Raw genomic sequence first — 24,817 nt, forward strand, 5'->3', positions numbered from 1 at the left:
GCGCCCCTCGCCTAGGAGACAGCTTGACCACGCCCGGCAGCCGGCCCAACATCCTCCTGCTCATGGCCGACCAGCTCAGCGCGTTCGGCACCGGACCGTACGGCAACGAGGACGTCCTGACCCCCCACCTCGACGCCCTCGCCGCCCGCGGCACCGTACTGGCCAACGCCTACTGCAACGCGCCGCTGTGCGTGCCGTCGCGGGCCGCGATGATGACCGGCCGGCTGCCGAGCGAGGTCCCCTCCAACGACAACGCCGAGGAGTTCCCGGCCTCGGTGCCCACCTTCGCCCACACGCTGCGCCGGGCCGGCTACCGCACCATCCTCGCCGGCAAGATGCACTTCGTCGGCCCCGACCAGTTGCACGGCTTCGAGGAACGGCTCACCACCGACATCTTCCCGCCCGATTTGACCTGGACCCGGCCCTGGGAAGAGCAGGGCGACCCGCCGCGGCTCTCCGGCGAGCAGCAGAACGGCGGCCGGGAATACCTCGACATCCTGCGTTCCTCCGGCCCGCTGCCGTGGACGTACCAGATGCACTACGACGAAGAGGTCCGGTTCAACGCGCTGCAACGGATCCGGGAACTGGCGCTGGCCACCGACGACCGCGCCGACGAGCCGTGGCTCATGGTGGCCTCGTTCACCCAGCCCCACGACCCGTACGTCGCACCGCCGGAGTACTGGAACCGGTACGAGGGCCGGCACATCGGCCTGCCCGAACCCGTACCCGCCGGCACGGCACCCCACCCGCTCGACCGCTGGGTCAACTCGTTCCACGGCGTCGACCGGGGCACCGTCACCGACGAGACCACCTACCTGGCCCGGCGCGGCTACTACGCGATGACCAGCTACATCGACGACGTCGTCGGCTCGTTCACCGCCGAACTGGAACGCTTCGGCCTGCTGGACGACACCGTCGTCGTCTTCACCAGCGACCACGGCGACCAGCTCGGCGAGCACGGCATGTACTTCAAACGCACGCTGCGCGAGTGGTCGGTCCGGGTGCCGTTGCTGATGGCCGGCGCCGGCATACCGGCCGGACACCGCATCGACACCCCGGTCTCCCTCGTCGACCTGCATCCCACCTTCGCCGACCTGGCGCAGGCCCGGCTGCCCGACTGGGTCACCGGACGGTTCGCCGGCGCCAGCCTGGCCGGGGCGCTGCGCGACCGCACCGACGAGGTGGCCGGGCATCCGGGCGTCATCATCGAGAACTCCGCCGAGGGCACGCTGCGCCCGGTACGCGCCGCCGTCGACGGCCGGCACAAGCTCGTCTACGCCCGCGACCTGCCCGACCAGCTCTACGACCTGGAGAAGGACCCCCGGGAACTGCACAACCTCGCCACCGAACCGGAACACGGGTCGACCCGGACCCGGCTGCGGCAGCGGGTGCTGGACGGCTGGGACCCCGACCACGCCGAGCGGGAGATCGTGACGAGCCAGCGGATGCGGGCGTTCCTCGGCGAGGCGCTGGGCAAGGGCCGGCACACCTCGTGGGCGTACGAGCCGCCCGTCGACGCCGCCAACCGGTGGATCCGCGGCACGCAGGACGACCCCTGGGACCCGTTGTGCGGTTTCTGAACCGGCGCCCGGGAGCCGGCCACGGTGCGTGAACCGGCCTGGTACCGCGCGGGCGACGAACCCGACTACCGGTTCTCGCTGGCCAACGAGCGGACCTTCCTCGCCTGGATCCGGACCGCGCTGGCCCTGCTCGCCGGCTCCGTCGCCGTGGTCCAGTTCCTGCCGCCGTCGGCCCTGTCCGGGATGCGGGACCTGCTGGCGGCGGTACTCGCCGCCGCCGGCAGTGCCCTGCCGGCGGCGGCCTACCTGCGGTGGGTACGGGTCCAGAAGGCGATGCGGCTGGGCCGGGGACTGCCGTTCACCCCGCTGCTGGCCGTCATGGCGGTCGGGGCCGCCGTCGTCGGCGTCGGCGTCATCCTGCTGGCCGTCCTACCGTGAGCGAGCGCAGCGAGCGAATCAGTGGCTCCGCTGAACACGGTGCCGCCGAACGCAGTGGAGGCGGCACCGTGAGCGAGGCGGGACCGTGACCGACGCGGGTTTGCAGGCCGAGCGTACGGCGCTGGCCTGGGCGCGTACGGGCGCCGTCGCGGCGGTCAACGCGGCCCTGCTGCTACGGGCGGCGGCGGGTTCCGGCGCCACCGTCCTCTTCGGAGCGGCGGCCCTGCTGATGCTGCTGACCGTCGGCTTGTGGGGCTACCGGCGGCACCGGTTCGCATCGGCCTCCACGGCGCGGCAACGGCGGCCACCGGCCCCACAACTGCGCCTGCTCGCCGGGCTCGTCATGCTCTGCGGGCTGCTGGTCCTCGCCGGCCTGCTCGGCTGAGTCACCGGCTTCCGGCCGGCTCCGGGTCGGCGGCGCAGCGGAAGCCGAGGTGCCCGGTGGTGCTGTCCGGCGGGCTCATGGTCCGGGCCGCGACCCGGTAGCGGTTGCAGTAGGAGTGGTGGCACAGGTACGAGCCGCCGCGCATGACCCGGCCGGTGCCCTCCGCCGGCCCGCGCGGATCGTTCCTCGTCTCGGGACGTTCGGCCGCGTGCCAGTCCCGGCTGAACCAGTCGGCACACCACTCCCACACGTTGCCCGAGGTGTTGAAGATGCCGTAGGCGTTGGGGCGGTAGGCGTCCACCGGCGCGGTGCCGACGTAGCCGTCCGCCGCGGTGTTCGACGTCGGGAAGGTGCCCTGCCAGATGTTGCAGCGGTGCTGCCCACGCGGGGTCAGTTCGTCGCCCCACGGATACTGCGCCCGGTCCAGCCCGCCCCGGGCGGCCTTCTCCCATTCGGCCTCGGTCGGCAGCCGCTTGCCGGCCCACTCGGCGTACGCGGAGGCATCGTTCCAGGACACGTGGACGACCGGGTGGTTCTGCCGGTCGCCGATCGACGACCCCGGCCCCTCCGGGGTACGCCACGCCGCCCCCCGTACCGGCAGCCACCAGGGTGCCTGCGGCACGACGCCGTCGAGAAGATGTGCCCGCGCGGCGCCCGAGACGAACAGGTGGAAGACGTACGACCAGCCGTGGTGCTCGGCCTCGGTGACGTGTCCCGTCGCCTTGACGAACGCGGCGAACTGGGCGTTCGTCACCGCCTTCGGGTCGATGAGGAAGGTCGGTACGTCGACCCGGCGGACCGGCCCCTCACCGTCGTCGGCGAAGGCGTCGGGGTGGTCGCTGCCCATCCAGAAGTCGCCGCCGGGCACCGTGACCATGCCACGCCGTACCTGGCGGGCGTCGCGGGCCGGCGCCTGCGGTGGGCGGCTGCGCGGTAGCCCGACCACCGGCGGGGCCGTACTGCGACCCGGTGCGCAGCACGCGCTCTCGGAATCCGGCACCGCCCCTCCTCGAAATCCGGATCTCTACACCGACACCAGACTAACCCGCAGGTCAGAGAGGGGGTGAAGGCGTCCGGGCGCTGCTGGTCGGTCAACTGCCGGGCGGGAAGGCCCGGCGGCCGTCCCAATAGGGCTTGATGTCGTGCACCCGGCACAGTTCGACGTCGCCCGGCTCGATCCGGCTCGCCGACACGGTGCAGCGGTGATCTCCGTGTGCGGTGGTGGCGACCCAGCCCTGGGGCAACTGCCAGACCTGGAAGCGGGTCGGTGCGCCCTCGACCGGGATGACCACCTCGTCCGGGTCGTCGGCCAGCAGTTCATGGTCGATCCGTCGGAAGGTCTCCTCGTCGCGCGGCGGTTCGGTCTCGTACCGGACCTCGCGGCGACGGTGGAGGGCCAGGTCCGCCCCGTCCGCGGCGTTGACCAGCACCTCGGCGTACGGCCCGGGGCCGGGGGAAGTGCCGTGGCCGAGGCCGACAATCTCCAGCCCGCCGTATCAACGGGAAGCCGCGCGGCCGGTTCTCACCGAACCGGATCTTTCCTAGACTTCCGGCCATGGAGTTCCAGGATGTCGTCCGGCGCCGGCGCATGGTCCGCACCTACACCGACCGGCCGGTCCCGCCCGATGTCGTCGACCGGATCGTGCACAACGCGCTCCGGGCACCGTCGGCCGGCTTCTCGCAGGGCTGGGGTTTCCTGGTGCTCGACAACGCCGACGACATCGCGCGCTTCCGGGACGCGGCCCGGCCGGAGCAGGACCCGGAGAACTGGTTCGCGGCCAACGTCGAGGCACCGCTGCTGATCGTGGCGCACTCCAACAAGGACGCCTACCTCGACCGGTACGCGCAGCCCGACAAGGGACAGACCGCCCGGTCGGAAGCCTGGTGGCCGGCGCCGTACTGGGACATCGACACCGGCATGGCCTCGCTGATGATGCTGCTGACCGCGGTCGACGCCGGCCTCGGCGCCTGCTTCTTCGGCATCGCGGCCGCCCGCATCGACGCGTACCGCGAGGCGTTCGGGGTGCCCGCGCACTACGCGCCGATCGGAGCGGTCTCGATCGGCTACAGCGAGGAGCCGCCCCGCGACCTGCGCGGCCGGCGTCGGCCGACCGCCGATGTCGTGCACCGGGGCAGGTGGAGCCAGCCGGCCGGGTAGCGGCTATTCGTACGGGTCGCCGGGCTCGTTCTGCTTCCGCTTCCAGTGCAGGTATCGGCGGTGCAACTCCCGCTCCCTGCGCAGCTTCCGGCGGTGCAGCACGATCCAGGCGACGAGCAGCACCAGTCCCAGCAGGATCAGCCAGAGCCCGACCCGGCGGTCCTCGGGAGTGGTCACCAAGAGGCCGCCGGTGAACAGCGCCGCGCCGCCCAGGTAGAGGGCGATGCCGGGCAGGGTGTTGCGGTATTCGAGCGCGTGCCGGGCGGCGAAGGTCCGGAACTCGTCCGGAACCTCCTCCAACTCCTCGTACTCCTTTCCGCTACCCATCCGCCCGCTCCCCGGAGCCCAGGTTCGCCAGTAGCGCGAGCGACCGGCGGAGTCGGGCCGGCTCCCCGGGGCCGAGAAGTTCCTCGTACTCCCGCTCGAGACTCGCCTTCACGGCCTCACCGTCCGCGCCGAAGCCGTACCCCTGAGCGGTGAGAGTCACCACCACCGCGCGTTGGTCGTCGGGGTCGGTCCGGGTCGTGACGTACCCCAACTCCTCCAGTTCGCGTACCAGGCGGCCCATCATCTGGCGGGTCATGTCGGCCCGGGCGGCAAGGTCGGTGATGCGGGTGCCGGCGTCGTCGATGTAGCCGAAGACCGGCAGGTGCCCGGTACGGATGCCGGGGTGGCCGCGTGCGTGGAGTCTGGCGACCGCGTTGGCCTGGACCTGGCGCAGCGCCCGCAACAGGAGCCGGCCGAGGTGTGCGGTGCCGACGTCGTCGGCCGGATCCCAATCCGACATGCGAAACCTCGTTTACAATCTACGAAACCTGGTTTAGCTTATGCCGGGTGAAGCCTGCGAGCGAGTGTTGTTGACCAGCCCCTATCGGGGACTCTTCGCCCTGCCGGGCGCCGCCGCCTTCGTCGCGGCCGGGCTCGCGGCCCGCCTGGCCCACCTGACGACCGTCCTGGGCATCGTCTTCCTCGTCTCGGAACTCAGCGGCTCCTACGGCCTCGGCGGACTGGTCTCCGGTGCGTACGCCCTCGCGTATTCGCTCGTCGCCCCACTGGTCGGTCGCCTCGCCGACCGCCACCGGCAGGGCCCGGTTCTCATGGCGGCCGCCATCGCCATCACCATCACCAGGACCGGGTTTCTCGTCGCGGCCGCGTCCGGTGCGCCGGCCTGGGTCCTCGTCGTCCTGTCCGCGACCAGTGGTGCCAGCATGCCGGCGATCGGGCCGTTCGTCAGGGCCCGCTGGGCCCATCTGCTGACCGGCACACCACGGCTGCACGCGGCGACGTCCTTCGAGTCGGTCGTGGACGAACTGCTTCTGGTCATCGGCCCGATCGTGGTGTCCACAGTGGTCGTGTACCTGCATCCCGCGGCCGCCCTGATCCTGTCGGTTCCGCTCGCCGCCGGGGGCTCGATCGCGCTCGCGCTGCAGCACCGCACCGAACCCCCGGGCGCCCCCACCGGTCGGCCCGCCTCCGGAACCGCCGTGCGCACGCCCGGACTTCCCCTGCTGCTGCTCACATTCGCGCTGGTCAGCATGGTGCTCATCGTGCTGGACGTCGCCGTCGTCGCCTACGCCCGACAGCACGACGCCGAAGCCCTCAGCGGCTGGATACTGGCAACGATCGCCGCCGGCAGTGCCGTGTCCGGGCTCTGGTACGGCGCCCGCGACTGGTCCCGCCCACCGCACCGACGCCTGGCCGTCGTATTGCCGCTGCTGACGGTGGGCACCGTGCCGTTCATCGCCGTACCAGCGACCGGATGGCTGTTCCCGGCCGCGTTCACGCTCGGCTTGACGCTGGCACCGGCCTTCATCGACGGCTTCTCGATCGCCGCTCGGGCCGTTGCCGTCCGCCACCGTACCGAGGGCCTGACCTGGCTCACGACGGCCGCCGGCATCGGCATCTCGGTCGGCTCGGCCACGGCCGGGGCGCTGGTCGACAGCCGAGGCACGACGGCGGCCTTCGCCCTGGCCACCGGCTGCGCAGCCACGGCGGCCCTCGCCGGCCACATCGCGAGCCGGCGGCTGACCGCCCCGTAACGGCCGGTCCGCCGGGCGGACGCCAGCCCGATGGCCAGCGAAGTCCGAAGTAGAACTGGAACAAGTTGCCGCCCGAGATCAGCCCATGACGACCAGCAGCACGGTGGCCGCCGCGAGGCTGCCGACACCGGCACCGGCAAGGAACGGCAACGTCCGCAGACCGTTCCAGACAACGACGGCGAGCGTGACCCCGAGCAGCAGGTTCACCAGGCCCCAGCCGATGTTCGCGGCCGGCGACCAGGCCACCTCGAACGGGGTCGGAAACGGCTGGCCCAGGCCGCCGTGCACGAGGTGCGGCAGGGCGTTGACGAGCAACGCACCGGCGAGCAGCCCCGCCAGCGCGTAACCGACGGCCCGCGGGTTCACGGCCCGGTCCCGGCGTCTCGCAGCACCCGGGCGACCCGGACCAGGACCACCAGGACCAGCGCGAGCAGGATCCGCTCGAGCAGTCCGATGTACGGCAGCGAGTCGGCGTCGAGCAGGATCGTCGGCCCGTGGGCGGCGGCGAACCCGACACCCGCCACCGCGGTGACCACTGCCGCCGCCCTGAGCTGCCGGGCACCGTCGTCCCGGCCCGCACCGGCGAGGACGAGTCCGAGCAGCGGCGGTACGGCGACCGCGACAGCGGCCCCGTACCGGTGCAGCACCCCGGCGTACGTGGTCGGCTCCCCGGACAGGTCCATCGGGAACACGGCCAGCGCCACCAGTCCCGCCGCCCACAACGCGAGCAGCAGGGTGAGCGGTCCGCTCCGGCGCAGCCCGGCCCGCCGGATGCCGATCCCCAGGCAGGCGGCGGCGGTGACGAGGGCGGCGGCCGCGACACCGAGCAGCAGTACGCCCGTCGGCGAGGCGACGGTCTCGCTCAGCATCTGGTGCAGCGGGTGGACCCCGTCGACCGCGTGCAGTGCCAGTCCGGCGACCAGTGCGACGGTGATCGCACCGAGCGCGTACCGGTACCAGCCGGGAGCCGGGGTCGACGGTCCGCCGGGCCGCTGCCCGGCGGGAGCGTCGACGGTGACGGGAGGGCGGGTGTCGGCCAGCAGGCCGCTTCCGGTCGTCACGCCGACACCCGCAGCGCCGGGACCGTGGCAGCCGGGACCGTCGGCCGCTGGCCGCCGACCCGGGCGTAGATCTCGTCGAAGGCGGCGATGGTGCGGGCCTCGTCGTGTTCCTCGGCGAGGATCCGGCTCCGCCGGCCCATGGCCGCCGCCCGGGCGGGGTCGGCCAGGATCGCCAGCAGCCGGTCGGCCAGTGCCGCGTCGTCACCGGGCGGGAAGAGCAGGCCGTTGTCGCCGGGCCGCACCAGGTGCGGCAGCGCGGACGCGTCCGCGCCGACGACCGGTACGCCGCACGCCATCGCCTCCAGCGTCACCAGGCTCTGCAGTTCGGCGGTGCCGGCGTTGACGAAGACGTCGGTGGCGGCGTAGGCGGCGGGCAGGTCGGTGTCGGCGACGAATCCGGTGAAGACGAGTGCGTCGGCGACGCCGAGGTCGGCGGCCAGGGCCGCCAGCCGGCCGCGCTCGGCCCCGGTGCCGACGAGCATGAGCTGGGCGTCGACGTGCCGGCGTACCCGGGCCAGGGCGCGGACCACGACGTCGATGTTCTTCTCCTTGTCGAGCCGGCCGACGTATCCGATCGTCGGGCGGGCCGGCACCCCGTAGCGCAGCCGGAACCCGGCGGAGTTGTGGCCAGTGCCGAAGCGGGACAGGTCCATCCCGCACGAGATCGGCAGGACCGGCCCGGGCACCCCGGCACGCTCGGCGAGTGCCGCCGCGTACGGCGTCGGCGCGGTCACGACCGCGGCCCGGCCGTAGACGCCGGCCAGGTCCCGCCACGCCCACTCGTGCAGCCGGCGCCGGCCGAGGTCGCCGACCGGCACGTAGTGGGTCAGGTTCTCCGGCATGAAGTGGTTGGTGGCGACGACCGGGATGCCGAGCCCGGCCGCGGCCTCGATCAGCGCCCGGCAGAGCGGGAAGTGGCTCTGCACGTGCACCACGTCGGGGCGTACCTCGGTGAGGATCCGGCGGGCGGCGGCGACCAGGCGCACCGGGGCGCAGAACCGGAAACCTCTTCGGCGCAGTACGGGCAGCGACCGGACCCGGTGCTCGACGATCCCCGGTTCGGTGGCGGTGCTGCGGCTGGCGTACCCGGTCGACGGGCAGACGACGTGCACCTCGTGCCGGCCGGCCAGGGCGGTCGCCAGCCGCTGTGCGAAGTACGACGCGCCGTTGACGTCGGGCGCGTACGTGTCGGCACCGATGAGGATCTTCATGGTTTCTCCTTGACGGGATCGAATCGGGTTCCGGCGAGCCGCCGGGTGATCAGGTGGGTGGCCACGACCGCCAGGGCCAGCCCGGCGGCGACGGCGAGCCCGGTGCCGGGCGAGGTGAGCAGGTGGGCGACCTCCTGGCCGAAAAGCACGCCGGCACCGATCAGCAGTGCGGCGCGTACCGTGCTGGCCCCGGCCACCCAGGCCAGGAACCTGCGGTACGGGGCCCGGGCCAGCCCGGCGGCCAGGAACGCGGGTACGGCGGCGACGTCGACGACCTTCGCGCCGAGCACGACGCGGGGCAGGGCCCGGCGGACCGCCGTGGTGAGCCGTTGCCGCCGGTGTGGCGGCAGGCCGAGCCGGCCCAGCAGCGGCGCCACCCGCCGGTGGTTGCCGAACCGGCCGAGCAGGTAGAGGCCGCTGTCGGCGAGCACGTCGGCGACGACGACGATCAGCCAGATCGGCCAGAACCGGGCCATTCCGGCACCGACCAGTGCCCCGGCGACGACCGTCGCCGCCGGCCCCTCGATCAGCACCAACGGCCCGAGCAGCAGGTACGGGTGGTCGGTCACCCCCGTCCACAGCACCTGCGCCGGATCCATGGCCGCCCCCTCCGCACCGCCGTCTCCGGCGGCGGTTCCGCCGGCGACGGGAGAAAGCTAGGTACGGGACACCGCGCCGGTCGTCGCCCCGCGGAGGCGTTCCGGCCCGGACGGCGGAGGTAGTTCGCCGACCCCGCGCCTACCTCCGCGGTAGGGGGTGGCGTACCGCCACGGCCTGACGTCACCCTGACTCCGACCCCGGTACCGTCGCCCTGAGCAGGGCACGGGGAGGAATCGTGGAAACCAGGCTGTGGGCGCCGGTACGCCCTGCCGAGCCGCTCGGACCGTGGTCGTGGCTGGTGGCCGGCGCGCTGGCCGTGGTGTTGATGGCGGTCAACATTCCGGTCGCGGCCGAGATATACGAGGTGCCGCTGGTCGTGGCGTTCGGCGCCGGCATCGCGCAGGGGGTGGCCCTGCCGCTGACCCTGTGGTGGCCGGTCCAGGCGACCGCGGTGCAGTTCGCCGGGGTGACCGCCCTGGCGGTCATGCTGTCCTTCGACGCCGGCCCGACCTGGCCGCTGACGATTCCGGGCCTGATCGCCCTGATCGCCCACGTGGCCCTGGTCGGCCTCTTCCACGAGTGGCGGGCGGCGGCGACGGCCTGGTGGGCGAGCGTGCTGCTGTGCGTCCTGCTGGTGGTGCTCGACCTGCGGGCCGGCCATACGTTCGCCGAGGCCGAGCCGTTGCTCGTCATCTACGCCACGAACTCGGCCCTGATCACACTCGGTGCGATCGCCTTCCGGCAGCGGGCCGTGATCCGGCGCCAGCTCGTCGACGCCCGCCGCGACGTGGCCCTCGAACAGGCGCAGCGGGCGGTGGTCGAGGAACGGACCCGGATCGCCCGGGAGCTGCACGACGTCGTCGCGCACAGCATGTCGGTGATCCACATGCAGGCGACGTCGGCGGCGTACCGGATCAAGAACATCGACGACGAGTCGCGGGACGAGTTCGCGCAGATCGCCGCCGGTGCCCGGGGCGCGCTGCGCGAGATGCGGCAACTGCTGGCCGTGCTCCGCGACGAGGACGCCGCCGTCGACCTGCGGCCGGTGCCCGGCCTGGACCGGCTCGACGAACTGGCCGAGTCGGTACGCCGTGGCGGCGTACCCGTCGACCTGTGGGTCTCCGACGCCGTACGCGCCACGACGGTGTCGGACGCGATCGCCCTGGCCGCGTACCGGATCGTGCAGGAGTCGCTGAGCAACGTCGTCCGGCACGCGGCCGGCGCCCCTACCGTCGTACGGGTCGACCTCGAACCCGGCGACGTGCTCGCCGTCGTCGTCACCAACGACGCCCCGACCGGCCCCACCGGCCCGCCCGAGGATGTCGGCCGGGTTGGCCACGGGCTGCACGGGATGCGGGAACGGGTCCGCCTGGTCGGCGGCACCCTGGAGACGGCTCCGCTCGCGGACGGCGGCTACCGGGTCGCCGCCCGGCTGCCGATACGGTGGGACCAGGCAGCCGACGGGAGCAACGGGTGATCCGGATTCTGATCGTGGACGACCAGTCGATGATCCGGGTCGGCATCCGGGCGATCCTCGACTCTCAGGACGACATGACCGTGGTCGGCGAGGCCGAGAACGGGCGCGCCGGCGTCGACCGCTGCCGCAGCCTGCGCCCCGACGTCGTGCTGATGGACGTACGGATGCCGGTGCTGGACGGGCTCGCCGCCACCCGGGCGATCCTCGGCCCGGAACGCACCGAGGGACACCACCCCCGGGTGCTGATGCTGACCACGTTCGACATCGACGACTACATCTACGAGGCGCTGCGGATCGGGGCCAGCGGCTTCCTGCTCAAGGACAGCGAACCCGACGAGCTGATGCGCGCCGTACGGGTGGTGGCCGGTGGCGAGGCGCTGCTGGCGCCGAGCATCACCCGCCGGCTCATCGAGAACTTCGTCGACGCGCAGCCGAGGCGGCCGGCGGGCACCACGGCGCTCAACGCGCTGACCGACCGGGAACGGGAGGTGTTGCGGCTGGTGGCGCTCGGCATGTCCAACGCCGAGATCGCCGCGTCGCTGTTCATCGCCGAGCAGACCACCAAGACCCACGTCAGCCGCATCCTGCAGAAGCTGGGTCTGCGTGACCGGGTGCAGGCGGTGGTGTTCGGCTACGAGACCGGCCTGGTCACCCCGGGCGGCTGACCTTCGCTGATCCGGGCGATGCGCGCCGCCCCGCTGCCCGCACCATCGTTGATCTGAGCGTCAGCGACCTTATCCGGCGCGGGTAGGGTCTCTGGTGCTCAGATCAACTTTGTCGGGTCCGCCGAAAGTCCGGCGTGGAAGCGCAGCAGCCTGACCCGATGCTCGCCGAGTACCGGTCGGGCCCGCTCGATCAGCCGGTCGAGTTCGGCGGCGAGGCGCGGTCCCGGCTGGTCGTAGGTGGTCGCCGCCTGCCGCTGGAGCCACATCGCGAGGTCGGCCCGGACGGCACCACGCAGCCGTTCGTCGGCGTCGTCGAGCAGGCGCAGGTCGGTGGCGACCCGCTGCCACGCGCCGCCCGAGATCAGCAGGCGGTAGCCGGCGAAGCGGACGTGCGGCGGGTTGCCGGGGTCGGTCAGTCCGGTGACCATCGCCGGGTCCAGGCTCCCGGCCCCGTGCCGCAGCGTCGTCACGACCTGCCGGGTGACCGCGCCCGACCTGTCGCCCAGCAGCGGCAGCAGGTCTTCCTGGCGGGCGACGCCGAGCCGGCGCAGCGCCCGGACCGTCTCGGCCCGGCCGCGCGGGCGGGGGTGGGCCAGCCAGCGGGTGAGCAGGCCGGCGTCCTCGGCGCGGCCGGTTTCGCCGAGCCCGGCGATCGCCGCCGGAGCCGGCGGCTCGTGGCCACCGACAAGGTCGCGGTAGCCGGCCACCGGGTCGGCACCGGCCCGGTGGAGCATGGCCTGGGCGGTGGCCCGTACCACCGGATGCCGGTCGAGCAGCGCCGTCTCGGCGGCGGCCTGGTCGCCGGCCATGGTGAGGGCACGCAACGCCTCGGCCCGCACCAGCGCCGTACGGCTGGCCAGCAGTTCGCGCAGCGCTTCGGGGCCGGCGCCCACGACGGCGGCGCGGGCGCACATCGCCCGGATCGGCGGGTCACCGTCACGGACCGCAGCCGTCACCAACTGCCGCTGCCCCAGCCGGCCGGTGGCGAGGGCAGCCCGGTACGCCGCCCGCCGGGTCCGGTGGTCCGGGGCGGTGAGCAGCGGTTCGAGGCCGTCGGATGGCAGTTCCCGGAGCAGCCGCTCGACCCGCTCCACCAGCCAGCCGCCGTGCCGCCGGGCACGCAGCCCGTACGCCGTCCCGGCGAGCACCGCCAGCGCCGCACCGGCGGCCAGCCCCCGTTCGTCCACTGTGGTACGGGCGCGGGCGCGGACCTGTTCCACCCAGTCGGCGCAGCGCAGTGCCAGCACCGCCAGCGCCGCCGGATGCGGCACGTGCTCGGCGAGCCGGGCGACGGCCGCCTCGCGGATCCACCCGTCGCCGTGGCAGGCGACCACCACGAGGCAGAGCAGGTCGGCGCTGCCGTCCGCGATCCGCTCCGCGAGCCGTACGGTCCAGACCGGCGCCCACCACCATCGCTCCCGCAGTTCCTCGTCGACGGCCACCCAGGTTCGGGCGGGCCATGAGCCGAGAATGTCGGCGGTGGCCACCCGGAAGCCCTCGTCACCGTCGCGGGTGGCCGTGATCAGGCCGGTGACGACCTGTCCCGGTGCACCGTCCCGGCCGGCGGCCCGCAGCAGATCGAGGTCGGGCAGTTCCGGCAGGTAGTCAAGTTCCACCGGTACGCCCCTGGTCATCCCCCGCAGACGGCTCCACAGATCCACGTCCACCACCGCCCCCGTATCCGGTCCCGCTATTCGTATCCCACGCTCCACCACGACCGCCCGTGCATTACGGCGGCTATCCGCCGAGGCGGACCCGGCGCAGGAGTTGGGCGTTGAGGGCCACCACGATGGTCGAGGCCGACATCAGCAGGGCTCCGGCGGCCGGGCTGAGCGCCACCCCGGCCCAGGCCAGCACCCCGGCGGCCAGTGGCAGCGCCACCACGTTGTAGCCGGCCGCCCAGCCCAGGTTCTGGATCATCTTGCGGTAGGAGGCACGGGACAGCCGGATCACTCCGGTCACGCCACGCGGGTCCGACGAGGCCAGTACGACACCGGCGGACTCGATGGCGACGTCGGTGCCGGCCCCGATGGCGATGCCGACGTCGGCCCGGGCCAGGGCGGGCGCGTCGTTGACGCCGTCGCCGACCATCGCCACCCGTAGGCCGCGCCGCTGCAACTCGCCCACGGCGTCGTCCTTGTCGGCCGGCAGGACCTCGGCGAAGACCTCGTCGAGCCCGAGTTCGGCGGCGACCGCGTCGGCGACCGGGCGGGCGTCCCCGGTGATCATCACGATCTTCGAGATGCCCTGCCCACGAAGGTCGGCGATGGCCTGCCGGGCTTCGGGGCGTACCTCGTCGGCCAGGGCGAGCGCGCCGACGACCTGGGCCGGCCCTGCCTCGTCGAGGCGGAGCAGGTGCAGCACGGCGGCCCCCCGCCGCGCCCAGTCCGCCGTCTCGGCCGCCAGTTCGGCCGGTACGTCCGCGTCCAGCTCCCGCAGCAGCGCCGGCCCGCCGACGGCGTACCCGGTGCCGTCGATGCTGGCCCGCACGCCGCGCCCGGTCAGCGACCGGAAGTCGGTGGCCGGTGCCGGTCGCCCCCGGTCGGTGGCGGCGGCGACGATGGCCCGGGCGAGCGGGTGCTCGCTGTCGGCCTCGACGCCGGCCGCCAGGCGCAGCACCTCGTCGCCCTCGGTGCCGGGGGTGCCGGCGATGGCGGTGACGACGTGCTCGCCCCGGGTGAGGGTGCCGGTCTTGTCGAAGAGCACCGCGTCGACCGTACGCATCCGCTCCAGCGCCAGCCGGTCCTTGACCAGGATTCCGGCCTTGGCCGCGACGGCGGTGGACAGCGCGATCACCAGGGGGATGGCGAGCCCGAGGGCGTGCGGGCAGGCGATCACCAGCACGGTGACCGTACGCACCACCGCCTCGTCGACGTTGCCGAGCAGCGCCCACGCCGTGAAGGTGGCCACGGCGGTCCCGATCGCGATGTAGAACAGCCAGGCGGCGAACCGGTCGGCCAGCACCTGGGCGCGGCCGCTGGACCGCTGCGCCTGTGCCACGAGCCGCTGGATTCCGGCCAGGGCGGTGTCGTCGCCGACGGCTTCGACGCGTACCCGGATCGCGGAGTCGGTGGCGACCGTGCCGGCGACGACCCGGTCGCCGACCGACCGGGCGACCGGCCGGGACTCGCCGGTGATCATCGATTCGTCGAGTTCGGCGCCGCCGTCGACGATCCGGCCGTCGGCCGGCACCCGCGCGCCCGGCCGGACCAGCACCACGTCGTCGACGTGCAGTTCGGCCACCGGGACCCGCTGGGTACCGCCGTCGCCGACCCGTTCGGCGTCGTCGGGCAGCAGCGCGGCGAGGGCGGAGAGGGCGCCCTGCGCCTGACCGATCGCCTTCATCTCCTGCCAGTGCCCGAGCAGCATGATGGTGACCAGGGCCGCCAGTTCCCACCAGAAGTCGAGGTCGAACGCGCCGAAGGTGGTGGCGAGCGAGGCGGCGTACGCGACCGTGATCGCCATCGCGATCAGCAGCATCATGCCCGGGGCCCGGTCGCGGATCTCGTGTACGGCGCCGGCCAGGAACGGCCAGCCGCCGTAGAGGAACACCACCGAGCCGAGCACCGGCCCGATCAGGGGCATGCCGGGGAAGTCCAGCGTGTAGCCGAACCAGTCCATCACCATGTGGCTGGTCACGACGATCGGCACGGTCAGTGCCAGGCTGAGCCAGAACTTGCGGCGGAAGATCTCCGGGTCGTGTCCGGCGTGCTTGTCGTGCCCCTGGTGACCGCCGTGGCCGTCGTGCTGCTCGTGCCCGGCGTGTTCGTCGTGCGCTGTCGTGTCGTGTCGCATGTCGGCACCTCCCACCCTCACCATATACCCCCCGGGGGTACCCGCAACCCTCGCGTGACCACCACCTCACCCTCGCGCAACCCGACCCGCACCGCCGCCGGTTCGGAAACCGTCGGAGATGCGTGATTGTCAATACATGAATGGACTGGACGCGCCCTGCCCATTTTCCGAATACCGCGTTTTCCGTCGGTCGAGTTGACCTCTTTCAGCACGTAATCATTGGTGCACACGGGCCACGGCAGGCCCATCCCATTCCCGTGGAGACTCGATGCTCCGTAGGTCGAACGCCCCTGCCCCGACCGCCCCCGCCAAGAGGATCCGGACGAGAATCGTCGCCACGATCGCCGGCCTGCCGGCCAACACCACCTTCCAGTACGTGGTCGGAATCGGCGCCCCCACGACCTACGTACTCACTCCCCCGAAACACAGCAGCAGTTACGAACTGACCGTCACCTACACCTATTGACGGCCCGCCCGGCCCCCGACCACCACGCGGGGCCCGGGCAACCCGGCCGGGTCAGCGGACCCGCAGATTGACCAGCGAACCGGCCGGCGGCCAGCCGGCCGGCGGAATCTCGCCGAGCCAGACGTACTCCAGGGAATCCACGCCGGCTTCGGACGCGAAGAGCAGCACGACGTCGCCTTCGGTTCCGGCCACCTCCGCCTCGGCGACCAGTTCGGTGCCGGCGACGGGGCCGGCGGTGAAGTAGACGGTGGGGCAGCCGCAGCCGCACACCGCCCGCACCCGGAGCCGGGTCGCCTCGGCCCGCAACCGCCACCCGTGCCGGATCGGCAGCTCCAGCATCGCCCCGAGGATCTCCCGCTCCGCATCGCCCAGCGCCCGGCCCGTGTCGTCGGTCATGAGAGAAGCATGCCTCGGCACCGTCGTTCGATGCCCGGCCGGACCTCGGCAGGCATACCTCGATTCCGCCACCCTGCGCAAACTCTGAGGTAACGCCAGTGGCAACCGTTGGAAGATCCGTAGAGACCGCCACGCGAGGACGCCTCCGCGGGCACCCCTAGGGGCACGGCTTCACCAACCCCTAGGTGGCGACCCCTGCTCGTCCCCTGCCGATAGGGGGCGGATACGGGTTTCACATTCGCCGCCCCCGCCACCATGATCGTTAGCGTCCGACAGGTTCTTCGCCCCTTCCGGTGGACGAGGTCATCACCACACGTGATCGCCGCTTACCGCGCCATGGAGAGGAAACGAGTTCGCGTGTCACAGGCATTGATGGACCTTGCGCCGCAGGAGATCGTCGACCGGGCCCGGCTCGCACAGCTGCACAGGCACGCGGACGCCTACCGGTCACTGCTCGAGCGGTCCGGGATCTGCATGGCCAGTGTCGACCCCACACTCAAGATCCAGGAAGCGAACGAACAGTTCCGCCGCGATCTCGGCGGTTCCGGCGACGTCGTCGGCCGCGACCTCTTCGACTTCCTGCGGCTGGGCCCCCAGACCCAACTACGCCGCCAGTTCGTCCGCCTCATCGAAGGCCGCAGCGAACGGGTCAGCGAACGGATCGTCGGCGTACGGGCCGATGACCACCTCTTCCCCGGCCAGCTCACCGCCGTCCCCGTACGCGGCCGGTCGCCGCTGATGGCCAGCATCGTCGTGACGCTGCAGTGGGACGAGTCGGCCGCCGAGACGGCGATCCGTACCGCCCGGCACAAGGTCCTCACCGAACTCGACGCCCGGATCCTGCAGGGCGTCGCGATGGGCATGTCGACGGTCAACCTGGCGGGCGAGCTCTACCTGAGCCGGCAGGGCGTCGAATACCACGTGGCGACGATGATGAAGAAGCTGAAGGCGCCCAACCGGGCCGCGCTGGTGTCCCGGGCGTACTCGATGGGTGTGCTGAACGCCGGCACCTGGCCGCCGCAGGTCTCACCCGACTTCGTCAAGTGACCTCGTCGTCATCGTCGGACTCCAGGAACTGCCCCAGCAGCCCCGGCACGGCGGTGTCGGCGAACGCGAGCCCCCGGTAACGGATCCACGGCACGACCAGGGCGTAGAAGAGCGTCACGACACCGATCAACGCGGCGGCCAGCAGTAGCCACTGCCGTGCCGGCCGGACCAGCAGCCCGACGATCACCAGAGGGGCCAGGACCGGGATGGAGACGACGACCGCCTGCACCGCCCACCAACCGATCGCCCGGCGTTCGACCGGATTACGAGGCGGCCGCAGCCGCAGGGCGCGATTCACGTCCGTCACGTACACAGTTGATCAGTCACCGCGACCGGGGCGCCAGCGCCGGTTCGGGCACGGGGCGTGCGCTACGCGGTGTTGCGTAGATCCCCGGCCAGGCTGAACGGCAGATCCGAGCGGCGGTTGATCCGCAGCTTCCGGTAGACCCGGGTCAGGTGCTGCTCGACGGTGCTGACCGTGATGAAGAGCTTGCGGGCGATCTGCTGGTTGGTGTGCCCCCGGGCGGCGAGCGCCGCCACCCGCCGCTCGGCGTCGCTCAACTCCTCGATCATGGAATCGCCGGCCGGCTCGGCCCTCAGGTGGCTCACCGGCCGGGCGGGGACCAGGTCGTTGAGATCGTGTTTGGTCGCCACCTGCTGCGCCCGGCGATGGGTCGTCCTGGCCTTGGTGTGCTCGCCGAGCGCGCGCTGCGCCGCGCCGAGCTCGGTCAACGCCTCGATCAGTTCCGTCTGGTCACCGCCGGCCTGTAGCTCGTCGACGGCCTCACGCAGGATCGGGACCCGTTGCGCCGGGTCGGTCGCCGCCGCCAGGACGCGCAGGGTTATCCCCCGGGTACGACGGTTGGCCGGGCCCAGCCGGGCGAGTTGGTCGGTGACCAGGTCCTCGCCCGGCAGCCCGAGGGCGAGGCGCGCCTGCGCCAGGTCGGTGCGCCACGGCAGGATCGCCGGCAGGTCGCCGCCCCATTTGGCGACCAGTTCTCCGCACGTTCCGAAGTCCTCCATCGCGGCCTTGTAGCTGCCCCGGGCCAGGTGGAAACGACCCCGGGCGCGTAGGTACTGCAAGCCGAAAGGGGTCCGGAACATGACGTCCGGCACCGGCACGGCAAACAACCGGAGGGCTTTCTCGAATTGCCCACGACGGGTCGCCGAAAGCAGGAGCACCGACAACGGAATGCCGACGAAGATGCCCAGTCCACCGGGCTGGACGCGACACATCGCGGTGCTGGCGTGCCGTTCCGCTTCCAGCATGTCGCCCTGCCGGAAACTGATTACCGCCCGTATCGAGGAGAGCAGGGCGCTCCAGGTAGGAATGTGCCGCTCGTCGGCCTGGGTCAGCAACGAGTCGCACCAGAACGCCGCCGTCTCCAGGTGTTCGGCGGCGACCAGGATCTCCAGCGCGGCGAGGACCCCGTCGTAGGTGTGGTCGTCGATCCGGTGCTGCTGCAGGATCGCCTGGGCGTCGTCCACCGCGTCCTCGGTGATCCGGCCGTGCCGGAGCGCGTCGATGATCCCGGCCGTCTGAATCCGCAGCTTGCCGGTCGACGTGGCCAGCGCCACCGCCGGTGGACGGATCCGGTCGCACGGTAGCTGCCCGGCCAGTTCGGGATAGACGTACGCGAACCGTGACTCGACCGGGTAGAGGGTGATCGCCGCTTCGGGGTCGTCGGGGTCGACAGCGTCGACGGCTGCGGCCAGGACCGCTGCCGCCTGCGCCGGCCGGCCGAACCACATCAGGTGCTTGACCAGCATCGCCGCCGCCATGACCGGCAACTCCCCGGCCAGGCCGGCCTTGAGCAGGGACGGGGTATAGCGCTCGGCGGTGGCCGGGTCGAGGCGCCAACTGGTCCGCAACAGGGCGGCCTGGATCCGTACGCACTCGGTGATTCCGTCCCGGCCGCGCTCGGCGAGTCGGAGGCAGTCCAGCGCCACGGTGGTGTCGTCGGCGGCGAGGGCCTGCTCGGCGGCCTCGTGCAGCAACGGCACCGACCACGGTGCACCGGCCCGGCGGGCGGCGAGCTTGTGCCGGGCGACCGTCAGCGCCGGCGCGCCGTTGCGGTACAGCAGCTTCGCGACCCGCTCGTGCAGGTCGGCCCGGTCGTCCGGGCTCATGGCGTCGAGTACGGCGGCGGCGGCGCGCGGATGCCGGAACCGGCCGTCGGCCAGGATCCCGACCTCGGTGATGGCGGTCAGTCCACCGGTCGGCGCGGGGCAGATGTCGCGGACCAGTTCGTCGAGCAGTCTGGGGGTCGCCGGCCCGTCGAGCACGGCCAGCCCGCGGGCGACCGGCAGCATCGACTCGTCGCCCCGGTAGAGGCAGGTCAGCACGGCCTGCGCGTACGCCTCGCCGGCCGCCGGTTCCGGCGTGCCGGGGCGGCCGACCCGGTGGTCTTCGACCAGGGCGTTGAGCAGCAGTGGGTTCCCGCCACTGACCCGGTGCCAGGCGGGCGGGCTGACCGCGCTTAGGTCCGGGTGCCGGGCCAGGGCGGTGGCCACGCCGGCCGGCGAGAGCAGGTTGAGCCGCAGTTGCCGGGAGTTCGCCTGGCTCTGCAACTCTGCGGCCAGCATGGGCCACGAGCGGCGCAGTCCCCCGGACTCGTTGATCACGATGAGCATCCGGGCCCGGTCGATGCGGCGCAGGAGGTAGAGCAGGTATTGCATGGATTCGGTGTCGGCGAGGTGGGCGTCGTCGATACCGATCAGGAGCGGCGTACGGTCGGCGAGTTCGAGCAGGACCCGGGTCAGCCCGCGCCAGGCCCGCACGTCGGGGTGTTCGGCGACCGGCCCGTCCCCCGTCCCGGGGGTCGTCGCCTGGGAGTCGAGCAGTCGGGCGATCTCGGTCGTGGCGTCCTCGGGCAGGCCGGCCCCGGCGAAGACCTGGCCCATCAGTCCCATCGGAAGGTCACGCTCGGCCCGGGAACCCTTGCCGATCAGGAACGTGAAGCCGGCGTCCACGGCCCGCTGGGCAACCAGCCGCAGCAGCGCGGTCTTGCCGGAACCGACCGGCCCGGTGATCGTGACCGCGCCGCCGTTTCCGCTCGCGCATTCGGTCAGGGCCCCGTCCAGAAGCGCCGATTCCATATCACGCTCGACCAGCATTCGCCCCCCAATAGCGCATGACAGACCCGAGGTCGTCGGCACCGGCATCCGTGCCACCCGCCGTCACCATCGGTGCCGCGGTGGCCGCATACCGCCGACCGGACGCCGGCGAAGCCGGAAATGAAGACCTTTCACTACGTCAAAGCGTGAACGAGCCGCTACACCAGGCTTTCGGCGTCCAAGTGGGCGTCCGAAAGACGACCACCGGCTTATAAAACGCCATGCGGTCAAGGCCAGCAAGCCGACTTAGATCACGCGGCGGTAACAGCGGCGACCGGCAACGACACTGGAAACGAGCAAGCGACCAGACATTCAACTTGTCGTTAATTTTGTGACAATCGAAGCAATGTCAGCCGATGCGGCTTTCGCCCGCCGATGTGATCACTTCTCGGATTATCACCGCGGGGAAACCACGCCGCCGACACGCTCCGCACCCGCAGCCCCGCACATGGTTGCCGAAAAGGCAATGGTCACCGGCCGGCCCGCCGCGACCGGCGCCCCCGACCGACCCGTTCACGCCGCCCGCTCATGATCTTTATCACCGCCTGCACCAGCAGACGGAAACGAGGCTAGAGCCGGCGGCGACCCGCCCGAACCCCTATCGGTCCCCTACCCACTCTGCGCGCCGGACCGGTGTCAGAGGGCAAGATCCTCGCTGTTGAGCTTGGCCATCCAACCCTCGTTCTGGATGGAGATCACCCGCTCGCAACTGGCCACGAGCGCATCGTCGGCGTCGTCGCCTCCCGGCCCGTCGGCGTACCGCGCGAGCAGATCCTCCAGGCCGTCCGCCGTACGGGTGAACTCGATCTGCTGGTATTCGTAGCGTTCCGCGGCGGCGTGCGCGACGACGGCGGTGCTGACCGTGGTGACCAGACCGACCCAGGCGGTCAGCCCGGCGCCCGGCACGAATCCGGCGACGGCGGCGAGAACGGCGCCGAGCATGGCGAGACCGAACTCGATCCGTCGCACCAGGCTGACCCGGCGCCGCAGCTCGGCCGCCCGGCGCCGGTAGTAACCGTCGATCTGGGCCCGGGCCCGGCCCTGGACGTACGAGTCGACGTCGTGCACGTCGGGCAGGGAACGTGGCATCGGGTCGATCCCCGCCACGTACTGCTCCAGGTCCTCGGTGCCGGTCAGCAGGGCGTCCAGGCGGTCGACGAGGACGGTGGCGCGGTCGTCTCCCCGATAGGGCGCGACCCCGGCGAGATAGGTGTAGATCTCGGTCTTGAGCGCCTCGGAGACCGAGCGCGCCCGGGTCCAGTCCCGGACCACTGTGGATCCGGCGCCCTTGCCGAGCACCGGCACCAGCCCCAGCGACACCGCGGCGAGGCCGGCGAAGACCTTGGCACCGGTCGGCACCGAGCTGATCAACTGGACGGAGACGGCACTGAACAGGGCGCCGCCGACGGTCAGGAGCATGGCCCCGAGCCGGGCCCGCTGGATCTGCGTCTTGAGCTGGTTGGCGCCCTGGGACCAGACGCTCTGCCGCCGCCAGCGAACGGCGAGCACCTCGGCCGACGTCGTTGCCGTCATAACGAGAATTCTCGATACTCACCACCAACATCGGAAGTGGCCGATCGGCCCGCAGGTCCGTCGCGAGCCGGTCGACCGTCCGCACCGTGGCCCGGCCGCGGTGGTCAACCGGCACCACGACCCGGCAGTACGGTCTGGACGAAATCTGGGGGATGGAACCTCATGTCGGACGTACGCGAGCCCCGACAGGTGCGAGAATCACGCCTCGTGACGGCACCCGCGTCCGGCCCGCAAACCAGGGTTTCCCTCGCGACCGATCTCGCCCGGCTGGGCGTGACGCGCGGCGAAACGGTCCTGGTACACACGTCGTTGAGTGCGCTGGGCTGGGTCTGCGGGGGCGCCACCACCGTCGTGCACGCCCTGCTCGACGTGCTCGGACCAACCGGCAACCTCGTGGTCACCGCCCAGTCGCCGGACAACCGCGACCCGTCGACCTGGACCGACAATCCGGTTCCGGAGTCGTGGTGGCAGACCATCCGGGACCACCTGCCCGGGTTCGACGCCGCGCTCACGCCCAGCACCGCCGTCGGCGTGGTCCCCGAGCGGGTACGGACCTGGCCGGGTGCCGTACGCAGCAACCACCCACAGACCTCCTTCGCTGCCATCGGCCCGCGCGCCGCCGAGTTGATGGAGCACCACCTGCTCGAATCGCCCCTGGGCGACGAGTCGCCACTGGCCCGGCTGGAAAAGGCCGACGCCAACATCCTGCTGCTCGGCGTCGGCTTCAACCGCTGCACCGCCTTCCATCTCGCCGAATACCGGCTGCCGTCGCCGCCGTGCCGGATCGCCGCGTGCGCGGTGGCCGACGGTGCCGGCCGACGTTGGATCGAGTATCCGACCGTCGCGCTCGACGACGGCGACTTCGGCCGGCTCGGTGCGGCCTTCGAGAGCACGTCCGGGCAGGTCACCGTCGGCCGGGTCGGCGCGGCGGAATGCCGGTTCCTGCCGATGCGGCCGGCGGTCGAGTTCGCGACATCATGGCTCACGTTCAACCGGAACTGACACCGACGCGGTCGGCCCGCGAAGCCGACAACGCCGCACCTTTTTGCCCAGAGGGGTTGTTGTGGAAGACCACAGGCAGGACATCGACACCGACGTCATCCAGCTTGCCGATTTGCCGCTGCACCTGCTGCTGACCATGGAGGACACCGTTCTCGGACACTCGCTGCGCCGCGTTGCCGAGGAGGCGATGGCCGGTGCCGGGTCCGACGCGGTCTCTGCCTTCAACTCCAGCATCTGATCCGGCCGTCCGGGCACTGCGCCTGACGGCGGCCCAGTTCGGTACCCTGGCCGCCGGCTACGGCGACCCGACCGCCGTCGCGGTCCTGCGCGACGGGCAGCTCGCCAAACGCCGCCTGCTGCTGCGGGCGCTCGCCGACACGGCCGGGGCGGCGGGAACCGCCGCGCTCGACCTGCTGTCGGCCGCCGACCGGCGGGCTCCGGAGGCGGTCCGGACGGTGCTCGCGCAGCCGCACCTCGACGCGGCGGCGGCCGCCCGGCTCCGCCGTGGCAGCCCCGACGACCTGCTGTGCCGGTACGCCGCCGCCGGCGCCGCCCGGGCCGGGCTGCGGTTCACCATCCGGGTCCCCACCGACGCCGGACACCTGCACCTGCCGGCGCTCGGCACGGCCGTCGGGGTCGGCCCCGGGCCGGCCACCGTACGCGGGACGGATGCCGGGGTCACCGTCACCGGCAGCACCGGCACGGTGTCCGTACCGGCGCCGTTCGACACCGGTACGCCGGACTGGTGGCCACTGCGCCGGCTGGCCGTCGAGGCGTCCGGGCAGCGGCTCACCATCGCCGTCGACGACGTGGACCCGGAGCGGGACTGCTACCAGTGGCCGCCCGCCGGCCGGCTCGACGACGGCGGTCTGGCCGACCTCGCCGCGCTGCTCGGCGACGCCTGGCGGCTGATCGTGGCGGATCATCCCCGCCATGCCGAGGCCATGAGATGTCTACTGTGGTCGGTGGTGCCGCTGTCGCCGGCCGCCGGCAACGTCAGCGCGGCGTCCCGCCGGGCGGGTGGCTCGATCGCCCTCGCGACACCTCCCGACGCGGCCGGCCTCGCCCTGCTGATGTTGCACGAGTTCCAGCACATGAAGCTGAACGCGCTGCTCGACCTCGTCGACCTGCATTCCGCCGGCGGCCCGGCGAGACACCGCGCCCCCTGGCGGATCGACCCGCGGCCAGTCGGAGCCCTGCTCCAGGGAACGTACGCCCATCTCGCCGTGGCGGACTTCTGGCGACGGCACCGGCACCGGGCCGCCGGACCCGCCGCGCACCTGGAGTACGCGTACTGGCTCGCGCAGAGCCGCCAGTCGGCCGCCACGCTGGCCGCCTCCGGCGAACTGACCGGCCCCGGCGCCACCTTCGTCGCCGGGCTCGCCGAAACGCTCGACGGCTGGCACGCCACCGAGAAGGTGCCGTCCGGGGTGGGGCAGGCGGTGGCCGACCTGTCGGTCGCCGCCGCCGTCTCGTGGCACCTGCGCAACCTGCGCCCGACGGGCACGGCGGTGGACGCGCTCGTCGCGCAGTGGGTGGCCGGAGACCGCCACCCGGACCTGCCGGCCGCGCACTGGGGGCCGGTGCCGCCCGCCGGCCCGGCACCGGTTTCCGGGATCGAGTCGACGATCCGCGACCACGTGCTCAACGAGCACAGTGGACCACCCGGCGCCGACGACTGGTCGCGGCGGCTGGCCACCGACCCCGACGACGTCGAGGCCTGGATCGGACTCGCGGTCGCGCTGCGCCCGGTGGACCCGGTCGCCGTACGCGGTCTGACCACCCGCCCGGACCTGGTCCGGGCGCTGCTCGCCCACCCGGACACCGGTCCCGCCGGACCGCCGGGGCTGGCCGCCTGGATCGGCGCCGGCCTCCCCGGCTGAGTACGCCGCGAAGCGACGCCGGTC

26 protein-coding genes are annotated in these 24,817 nt (G+C 72.4%); 12 read left to right on the top strand and 14 right to left on the bottom strand.

Annotated features, from left to right (window positions below; genetic code table 11):
• Positions 1 to 23: 23 nt before the first annotated feature.
• The 3 genes from betC to AB0M79_RS17645 all read left to right on the top strand — a co-directional run bounded on the left by betC (position 24) and on the right by AB0M79_RS17645 (position 2,343).
• A complete protein-coding gene (betC, locus tag AB0M79_RS17635; RefSeq protein WP_364214350.1) occupies positions 24 to 1,580 on the top strand; it encodes a choline-sulfatase in 1,557 nt (518 codons plus the stop codon).
• Between the two features lie 24 nt (positions 1,581 to 1,604).
• A complete protein-coding gene (locus tag AB0M79_RS17640; RefSeq protein ID WP_364214353.1) occupies positions 1,605 to 1,958 on the top strand; it encodes a DUF202 domain-containing protein in 354 nt (117 codons plus the stop codon).
• Positions 1,959 to 2,043: 85 nt separating this feature from the next.
• Positions 2,044 to 2,343 (top strand): DUF202 domain-containing protein, encoded by a 300-nt coding sequence (locus tag AB0M79_RS17645; protein WP_364214356.1) that lies wholly within the window; start codon positions 2,044 to 2,046, stop codon positions 2,341 to 2,343.
• A gap of 1 nt (position 2,344) precedes the next feature.
• On the opposite strand, the gene AB0M79_RS17650 is transcribed toward AB0M79_RS17645, so the two are convergent.
• A complete protein-coding gene (locus tag AB0M79_RS17650; RefSeq protein WP_364214359.1) occupies positions 2,345 to 3,289 on the bottom strand; it encodes a formylglycine-generating enzyme family protein in 945 nt (314 codons plus the stop codon).
• Positions 3,290 to 3,434: 145 nt separating this feature from the next.
• Positions 3,435 to 3,773: a hypothetical protein gene (locus AB0M79_RS17655; protein ID WP_364214362.1), complete on the bottom strand. Its 339-nt coding sequence runs from the start codon at positions 3,771 to 3,773 to the stop codon at positions 3,435 to 3,437.
• A 125-nt stretch (positions 3,774 to 3,898) separates the two neighbouring features.
• On the opposite strand from AB0M79_RS17655, the gene AB0M79_RS17660 reads away from it, so the two are divergent.
• Positions 3,899 to 4,501 carry a nitroreductase family protein gene (locus tag AB0M79_RS17660; RefSeq protein ID WP_364214365.1) on the top strand — a complete coding sequence of 201 codons (603 nt, stop codon included), beginning with the start codon at positions 3,899 to 3,901 and terminating at the stop codon, positions 4,499 to 4,501.
• Between the two features lie 3 nt (positions 4,502 to 4,504).
• On the opposite strand, the gene AB0M79_RS17665 is transcribed toward AB0M79_RS17660, so the two are convergent.
• Positions 4,505 to 4,828 carry a hypothetical protein gene (locus AB0M79_RS17665; protein ID WP_364214368.1) on the bottom strand — a complete coding sequence of 108 codons (324 nt, stop codon included), beginning with the start codon at positions 4,826 to 4,828 and terminating at the stop codon, positions 4,505 to 4,507.
• The gene (locus AB0M79_RS17670; protein ID WP_364214371.1) at positions 4,821 to 5,288 is read right to left on the bottom strand and encodes a MarR family winged helix-turn-helix transcriptional regulator; all 468 of its coding nucleotides are present in this window, start codon (positions 5,286 to 5,288) and stop codon (positions 4,821 to 4,823) included. The genes AB0M79_RS17665 and AB0M79_RS17670 overlap by 8 nt, the downstream gene beginning before the upstream one ends.
• A 70-nt stretch (positions 5,289 to 5,358) precedes the next feature.
• On the opposite strand from AB0M79_RS17670, the gene AB0M79_RS17675 reads away from it, so the two are divergent.
• Entirely contained in the window at positions 5,359 to 6,540 is a 1,182-nt protein-coding gene (locus AB0M79_RS17675; RefSeq protein WP_364214374.1) for an MFS transporter, read from the top strand.
• Positions 6,541 to 6,618: 78 nt separating this feature from the next.
• Here AB0M79_RS17675 and AB0M79_RS17680 read toward each other — a convergent pair whose 3' ends face one another.
• From AB0M79_RS17680 to AB0M79_RS17695, 4 genes are read right to left on the bottom strand one after another with little or no spacing between them, the layout of a single operon-like run.
• Positions 6,619 to 6,906: a hypothetical protein gene (locus AB0M79_RS17680; protein ID WP_364214377.1), complete on the bottom strand. Its 288-nt coding sequence runs from the start codon at positions 6,904 to 6,906 to the stop codon at positions 6,619 to 6,621.
• Complete coding sequence (locus AB0M79_RS17685) at positions 6,903 to 7,601, bottom strand: DUF998 domain-containing protein (RefSeq protein WP_364214380.1); 699 nt, start codon at positions 7,599 to 7,601, stop codon at positions 6,903 to 6,905. Before AB0M79_RS17685 ends, AB0M79_RS17680 begins: the two co-directional genes overlap by 4 nt.
• Complete coding sequence (locus AB0M79_RS17690; protein WP_364214383.1) at positions 7,598 to 8,812, bottom strand: glycosyltransferase; 1,215 nt, start codon at positions 8,810 to 8,812, stop codon at positions 7,598 to 7,600. The genes AB0M79_RS17685 and AB0M79_RS17690 overlap by 4 nt, the downstream gene beginning before the upstream one ends.
• Positions 8,809 to 9,411 carry a VTT domain-containing protein gene (locus AB0M79_RS17695; protein ID WP_357538356.1) on the bottom strand — a complete coding sequence of 201 codons (603 nt, stop codon included), beginning with the start codon at positions 9,409 to 9,411 and terminating at the stop codon, positions 8,809 to 8,811. The genes AB0M79_RS17690 and AB0M79_RS17695 overlap by 4 nt, the downstream gene beginning before the upstream one ends.
• A 236-nt stretch (positions 9,412 to 9,647) precedes the next feature.
• Between AB0M79_RS17695 and AB0M79_RS17700 the strand changes: the two genes are divergently transcribed.
• Both AB0M79_RS17700 and AB0M79_RS17705 read left to right on the top strand, forming a co-directional pair.
• A complete protein-coding gene (locus tag AB0M79_RS17700; protein ID WP_364214386.1) occupies positions 9,648 to 10,889 on the top strand; it encodes a histidine kinase in 1,242 nt (413 codons plus the stop codon).
• Positions 10,886 to 11,554, top strand: a complete 669-nt coding sequence (locus tag AB0M79_RS17705; protein WP_364214389.1) for a response regulator transcription factor — start codon at positions 10,886 to 10,888, stop codon at positions 11,552 to 11,554. The genes AB0M79_RS17700 and AB0M79_RS17705 overlap by 4 nt, the downstream gene beginning before the upstream one ends.
• A 98-nt stretch (positions 11,555 to 11,652) precedes the next feature.
• On the opposite strand, the gene AB0M79_RS17710 is transcribed toward AB0M79_RS17705, so the two are convergent.
• Together AB0M79_RS17710 and AB0M79_RS17715 are read right to left on the bottom strand one after the other, a co-directional pair.
• On the bottom strand, positions 11,653 to 13,170 hold the full coding sequence (locus AB0M79_RS17710; protein WP_364214392.1) for a hypothetical protein: 1,518 nt from the start codon (positions 13,168 to 13,170) through the stop codon (positions 11,653 to 11,655).
• Positions 13,171 to 13,291: 121 nt separating this feature from the next.
• Positions 13,292 to 15,349: a heavy metal translocating P-type ATPase gene (locus tag AB0M79_RS17715; RefSeq protein ID WP_364214395.1), complete on the bottom strand. Its 2,058-nt coding sequence runs from the start codon at positions 15,347 to 15,349 to the stop codon at positions 13,292 to 13,294.
• A 268-nt stretch (positions 15,350 to 15,617) separates the two neighbouring features.
• On the opposite strand from AB0M79_RS17715, the gene AB0M79_RS17720 reads away from it, so the two are divergent.
• Positions 15,618 to 15,815 (top strand): hypothetical protein, encoded by a 198-nt coding sequence (locus AB0M79_RS17720; RefSeq protein WP_364214398.1) that lies wholly within the window; start codon positions 15,618 to 15,620, stop codon positions 15,813 to 15,815.
• A 51-nt stretch (positions 15,816 to 15,866) separates the two neighbouring features.
• Here AB0M79_RS17720 and AB0M79_RS17725 read toward each other — a convergent pair whose 3' ends face one another.
• Entirely contained in the window at positions 15,867 to 16,211 is a 345-nt protein-coding gene (locus AB0M79_RS17725; protein ID WP_364214400.1) for a hypothetical protein, read from the bottom strand.
• Positions 16,212 to 16,568: 357 nt separating this feature from the next.
• Between AB0M79_RS17725 and AB0M79_RS17730 the strand changes: the two genes are divergently transcribed.
• Entirely contained in the window at positions 16,569 to 17,258 is a 690-nt protein-coding gene (locus tag AB0M79_RS17730) for a LuxR C-terminal-related transcriptional regulator (RefSeq protein ID WP_364214403.1), read from the top strand.
• On the opposite strand, the gene AB0M79_RS17735 is transcribed toward AB0M79_RS17730, so the two are convergent.
• The 3 genes from AB0M79_RS17735 to AB0M79_RS17745 form a co-directional block, all read right to left on the bottom strand.
• Positions 17,251 to 17,565: a hypothetical protein gene (locus AB0M79_RS17735; protein WP_364214406.1), complete on the bottom strand. Its 315-nt coding sequence runs from the start codon at positions 17,563 to 17,565 to the stop codon at positions 17,251 to 17,253. The genes AB0M79_RS17730 and AB0M79_RS17735 overlap by 8 nt on opposite strands.
• Positions 17,566 to 17,627: 62 nt before the next feature.
• Positions 17,628 to 20,423, bottom strand: a complete 2,796-nt coding sequence (locus AB0M79_RS17740; protein ID WP_364214409.1) for an AAA family ATPase — start codon at positions 20,421 to 20,423, stop codon at positions 17,628 to 17,630.
• Positions 20,424 to 21,011: 588 nt separating this feature from the next.
• The gene (locus tag AB0M79_RS17745) at positions 21,012 to 21,908 is read right to left on the bottom strand and encodes a DUF4231 domain-containing protein (protein WP_364214412.1); all 897 of its coding nucleotides are present in this window, start codon (positions 21,906 to 21,908) and stop codon (positions 21,012 to 21,014) included.
• A 207-nt stretch (positions 21,909 to 22,115) separates the two neighbouring features.
• Between AB0M79_RS17745 and AB0M79_RS17750 the strand changes: the two genes are divergently transcribed.
• From AB0M79_RS17750 to AB0M79_RS17760, 3 genes are all read left to right on the top strand, one after another.
• The gene (locus tag AB0M79_RS17750; RefSeq protein WP_364214415.1) at positions 22,116 to 22,910 is read left to right on the top strand and encodes an AAC(3) family N-acetyltransferase; all 795 of its coding nucleotides are present in this window, start codon (positions 22,116 to 22,118) and stop codon (positions 22,908 to 22,910) included.
• A gap of 61 nt (positions 22,911 to 22,971) precedes the next feature.
• Positions 22,972 to 23,148, top strand: coding sequence for an FxSxx-COOH cyclophane-containing RiPP peptide (gene fxsA / locus AB0M79_RS17755; RefSeq protein ID WP_357538335.1), 177 nt, complete (start codon positions 22,972 to 22,974; stop codon positions 23,146 to 23,148).
• Positions 23,105 to 24,793, top strand: coding sequence for an HEXXH motif domain-containing protein (locus AB0M79_RS17760; RefSeq protein ID WP_364214419.1), 1,689 nt, complete (start codon positions 23,105 to 23,107; stop codon positions 24,791 to 24,793). The genes fxsA and AB0M79_RS17760 overlap by 44 nt, the downstream gene beginning before the upstream one ends.
• Positions 24,794 to 24,817: the final 24 nt, after the last annotated feature.

The sequence above is a fragment of the Polymorphospora sp. NPDC051019 genome (genome assembly GCF_040683055.1).
Classification (GTDB): domain Bacteria; phylum Actinomycetota; class Actinomycetes; order Mycobacteriales; family Micromonosporaceae; genus Polymorphospora; species Polymorphospora lycopeni.

Coding starts and splice junctions, on each gene's coding strand:
- AB0M79_RS17715 (WP_364214395.1), bottom strand. CDS start 15,349: ATGCGACACGACACGACAGCGCACGACGAACACGCCGGGCACGAGCAG.
- AB0M79_RS17695 (WP_357538356.1), bottom strand. CDS start 9,411: ATGGATCCGGCGCAGGTGCTGTGGACGGGGGTGACCGACCACCCGTAC.
- AB0M79_RS17740 (WP_364214409.1), bottom strand. CDS start 20,423: ATGCCGGTGCCGACGACCTCGGGTCTGTCATGCGCTATTGGGGGGCGA.
- AB0M79_RS17670 (WP_364214371.1), bottom strand. CDS start 5,288: ATGTCGGATTGGGATCCGGCCGACGACGTCGGCACCGCACACCTCGGC.
- AB0M79_RS17720 (WP_364214398.1), top strand. CDS start 15,618: ATGCTCCGTAGGTCGAACGCCCCTGCCCCGACCGCCCCCGCCAAGAGG.
- AB0M79_RS17745 (WP_364214412.1), bottom strand. CDS start 21,908: ATGACGGCAACGACGTCGGCCGAGGTGCTCGCCGTTCGCTGGCGGCGG.
- AB0M79_RS17665 (WP_364214368.1), bottom strand. CDS start 4,828: ATGGGTAGCGGAAAGGAGTACGAGGAGTTGGAGGAGGTTCCGGACGAG.
- AB0M79_RS17660 (WP_364214365.1), top strand. CDS start 3,899: ATGGAGTTCCAGGATGTCGTCCGGCGCCGGCGCATGGTCCGCACCTAC.
- AB0M79_RS17690 (WP_364214383.1), bottom strand. CDS start 8,812: ATGAAGATCCTCATCGGTGCCGACACGTACGCGCCCGACGTCAACGGC.
- AB0M79_RS17725 (WP_364214400.1), bottom strand. CDS start 16,211: ATGACCGACGACACGGGCCGGGCGCTGGGCGATGCGGAGCGGGAGATC.